This is a genomic window from Bartonella sp. CE47NXGY, assembly GCF_042195415.1.
Classification (GTDB): domain Bacteria; phylum Pseudomonadota; class Alphaproteobacteria; order Rhizobiales; family Rhizobiaceae; genus Bartonella.
Genome location: NZ_JBHIOI010000059.1, coordinates 1 through 4,575 on the forward strand (window position 1 = coordinate 1; position 4,575 = coordinate 4,575).

A 4,575-nucleotide genomic window follows, 5' to 3' on the forward strand; every position below is an offset into this window, starting at 1 on the left:
CTGCAACTTTTTGCAACAAAAAACTGTACACAATTCCTTGAACTCCAAACTATCTATACCACTAAATACTAAGGGGGATTTTTACCTAGAAAGCTTTTTGGGGTAGCAAGCCCATACCTATGATCATTGTAATGATGCAAACCTTTTGCAAACAGTGTTTTAAGAGGGTAAAGTGTTATGTTGATAGCAGAAAGCCTGTAAAGAGAAAATGGCTATGGTATGTAAGAATAGTGCTGTTTTTTATAAGGAGCTGTCTTATTATAAAATTAAGTAGGGTAGGGGAAGAACGTATAGGTATGTAATTTACGCGCATAAAGGCTTTGTAGAAATTAGATCTAAACTCAGATTCTCTTGGATTTTAATATCATCTCTCCCTTTGTCCTATGTGTAGCCTGTATAGCCAAATCCTCAAAACAATCTGCTAACTTTTTATAACAAAAAACTGCACACAATTCCTTGACCTCCAAACTATCTATACCCCTAACTACTAAGGCGGATTTTTACCTAGCAAGCTTTTTGGGGTAGCAAGCCTATGCCTATGATCATTGTAATGATGCAAACCTTTTGCAAACAGTGTTTTAAGAGGGTAAAGCGTTATGTTGATAGCAGAAAGCCTGTAAAGAGAAAATGGTTATGGTATGTAAGAATAGTGCTGTTTTTTATACGGAGCTGTCTTATTATAAAATTAAGTAGGGTAGGGGAAGAACGTATAGGTACGTAATTTACGCGCATAAAGGCTTTGTAGGAATTAAATCTAAGCTCAGATTTTCTCTCTTTACGGAGTTAAGACTTGTGTTTTTATCATAATGACTAGCTTCTCCATCATAATATTTCTGCACGAGAGCTTTCCAAAAATAGTACACTAGCTAGTTTGTTCTTAAAAAAAATAATCAAGGCAATACTTTTGCACCATCCTCATTCGCCATCCTTAAGGGCGGCTTTTGCATTTACAGAAATTGCCACTGACTTTAGAAGCGGAGCCTAGAAACGCGGGGAAGAGGAACACCATAGAGCGGTGTGACTACTCATGTTGTCATGCTATAGAAATATTTGGTTTTGTAGGGTAGAAGCAGCCACTCCCCTTTAATGCTTTTTAGGCATTAAAAATGGCACGAGAAAATGCTGGTAGTCGTGATATGTTTTTTATTATGGCTGATCCATGAGCTCTAAAATATAAATTGAGAGGGAATGGGCGGCATTAAAAGTTAAACGCGCATGGCGAGGCTTGAGATTGATTAGTTCAAAATCCTTTTCTGAGCGGCCGTGCGCTGCACCTTTCTTGTTTCTTAACTTTATAGTACCGCGCACAATTTGATACAGACCGGATGCGATCATTTTTAAGTCATTTTCATCTAGATCTTGATTTTTTAAGTTTTCTTGCTTCATATCTTCGGGATGGATCTTAGCTTTCTTAACGACTTCTTCCCATAAAGCGGGCAGATTATTACGGGCGTTTTCTGCATATGGGATAGAATGGTGGTCGAGATAAGCTTTGCAAGAGGCTTCCAACAGATTTGCTGCAAATAGAACTGCCTCCCTTGGATCTTTTTCTATATTTTCTAATGCTCTATTTATTTCGATTTCTACTGCTGAAAGTTCTTTCTCTGCAATACGTTTTTGTAGCTCTTCCATCGAGAGGAGACCAGCTTTTTGCAATTCTTGTGTGAAGGTCACCTCATTCTTGATAATATATCCTCCACGCTGATATTCTAATCCATCTTTCTTTAACGTTTCTAAAATTTTACGTTGATCTTCTTTAAGCTCTTGTAGCATTTGGTCTTCTGGTATGTCTTGAAATATGAATCCGACTAACTTATGAAACTCGCTGTCCAAAAAATCACCAAGCAGGGGACCAAGGACTTCAAGCGGTTCATTGCATTTTACATTGATTGTATCTAGTCGTTTCTTAATCGTGACTTCTTTATCATCACTTAGGTACTCATGAGGAGCAGATGGTGTATAAAAGAATAAGGCATCCAAATTCTCTGGCCAATAGTACTTTGGTAATATTTGAGAGAGTGCCCTAATTGTTGCAGGAGGGATTTTGTTTTTCTGAGATATTGTTTGCGGAGACGATAATTGCATTTTGTATCTTTGTAATATCAAAAAGTGGTATGTTGAGTGGTTTTTAGAATATGATTTTATTGCCTGACCTTGCTTAGAAAGTCGCGCAACAATTTTGTGGCTTATATAAGATTTGTGAAAGAGAAATGCCATATTGTGTTTTAATTTTTTTCCTTTCATTGTTATAACAGTGAAGGGGGTGAATAATGCGTGATAATTGGAAAAATATAGAATGAGAACAGAAGTATAATTTTGTATTATCGTAACTGCAATAGCATTCTTTATTGGCAGATTGTTTATTGGAGAGAAGGAAGTAGGCAATGCGCATAATCCCTGAACGGAAGGTTTTGTGACAAGAATTTCAATAATGGCATGTTACTAAATGTTGTGTGTGTTCTTTGCTTGTCAGAAAAAGTAGATGGCGCTCTTTATTTGCATAACCGGTATAGAGTAATGCGGGAGGCTAGTTTAAAATCTCGTTTATTCCGTTAAAGCTTACGGTTTTCTATAAAAAGACTGTTTTCATGATATCCGCTGTTAATCTCGCGTATTTGGTAGAGATGAAAATATAAACGTTTATCGTGTCTGTAAGGGAGCTTGAAACAATGAAACTAGGCGTAAGAGTACTCTGAAAAGCTTCTTTTGTCCGTAAAACTTATAAGGAAAATTTAAAGGCAGGAAAATGTTAGAGAAATCTAAGAGTACGCTGTGAAAATCAAGAAACAGTCTTTTTAGAGATGGTTTGCTGTCTGTCATCGTGCTTCATGATTTTCAATGTTTTTAAAATTTCTTTCTCAATGAGAGAGGGCTTTTTTATTAAAGCGGGGGAGATTTGTTATGACAGTTAACAATGAAATGGAGAGAAGATGCTGCTTTACCAGCTGTTTTTGTCGCTTCAGTTTCATTTGAACCTATTGTGATTATAAAAGCATAGTGATTCAATGACTTTGAAAAGGGGGGAATAACATTATCAAGTTTGCAATACAGTGCGATTTTTTGCATCGCGATGCGTGGCAGAAGATGGTCAGTATTTGGGGGCATTGTGGGTTCTATATTCTATGTTGGTGCGGTAGGGCATCTGTTAGCGCATTTATGGGACTATTCCGCATTGAAATGCGTGCTTAATTTCGTGGATCTTTGCAAAGGTCTGATCAGAAAATCCCATATTTCAAGAGGTTTTTAGAGGGATCTAAAAGCACAGAGGTATCATAAAATTACAAACACCGTACGTTACTGGAGGTGATCAATTTTAGAGCTTAAGGAGCTTATCGGTTTAGTGTTCTTTCATAAAAATGATGAAGGCTGTGGTCAAGGTCTCAGTGTGTTGGTTTCTCGAAAAGTGGTAAATGCTGTATGATTTTATATGCCATTGCCAATGTTATGGCTAGGGAGTTCAAATAAAGCATATCATAAATCGGAATTCTTCTCTTTACGCGATAAGAGGAGGGCTAGGCAAAACAGTAAAAATGCAGCAATAGAGAATATGAAGAATACGATATATGTTTGGTTTAAGGACAGGGATTTTTCTGTCAGCGAATGGATCAAAAAGCCAGCGAATATACCCCCTAAGGCACCACCTATTTGCTGTAATATGCGTGTGATAACGGCTGTATCTTTGACGTATAAACTGTTGACATATTGGATGGGGGCGGAAAGGCAGACAATGGTGGCGATGCCAAGTCCTATGCCTCTTAGCAAGAATCCAAGTCCATCCATGCTTATATTATAGCCGAAGCATAATAACCCAAAGCTTGATATCACTAAACCAATTCCTATCATGAAAAAGGGAGATTTTTCTTTCCATTTTTGGTAAATAAATTTCCTGCCAATCCACGCACCTACCCCTTGCAGAGCAAGGAGGGCACCGATGATGAGAAGGCTCTTTTCATAGTTTCCTCCCATGGCAACGGCTAGTGGGAAATAAACGAGGAAGCTATAAAAAAGAAATGAAGCAACGAGCCCCATGATCATGAGCAATGTATAGCGCGCATTTTGAAATCCGCTAAAGACGATTAATTTGTTTTTTGCTTTCTGATTAGAAACAATGAATAATATGAGAGATATCACGGCTATAAGCGCTAGGATAAAGAGGGTGTTGTGGTTATTGATATTTCTGGCTTCTGTGAGATAAAAAAACGAAAGAAGGGAGATGGAAAACGCTAAAAAAGCAAATAAGTTAAATTTTGTTTTTGTTGTTTCGTTGCTCTTTAAATGTTTAGCTCCAAGGGTGAGTGCCAATAAAATAAGCGGAATATTGATAAAAAATAACAAACGCCAAGACACATACTGAGCAAGCGAGGCGCCTACCAGCGGACCAAAGGCAGGAGCGAAAACTGTTGGTACGGCTATGGTGCCCATGGCTTGGCGCACTCGTGTCTGTCCAAATTGTAAGGCAATGATGGTTTGGCTAAGGGGCAGCAAAAGACCGGTCCCAAAACCTTGAACGATACGGGCAGATATAATAGTTGGAAAATTATAGCTTAATCCTACCCCCAGTGATCCAAGCATAAA

General features: G+C 38.0%; 2 protein-coding genes. Both read right to left on the bottom strand.

Annotated elements, in window-relative coordinates:
- Positions 1 to 1,146 precede the first annotated feature (1,146 nt).
- Positions 1,147 to 2,385 (bottom strand): abortive infection family protein, encoded by a 1,239-nt coding sequence (locus ACFIL3_RS09030; RefSeq protein ID WP_375682109.1) that lies wholly within the window; start codon positions 2,383 to 2,385, stop codon positions 1,147 to 1,149.
- Positions 2,386 to 3,471: 1,086 nt separating this feature from the next.
- Positions 3,472 to 4,575: MFS transporter (locus ACFIL3_RS09035; protein ID WP_375682110.1), on the bottom strand; the 1,104-nt coding region annotated here is incomplete at its 5' end.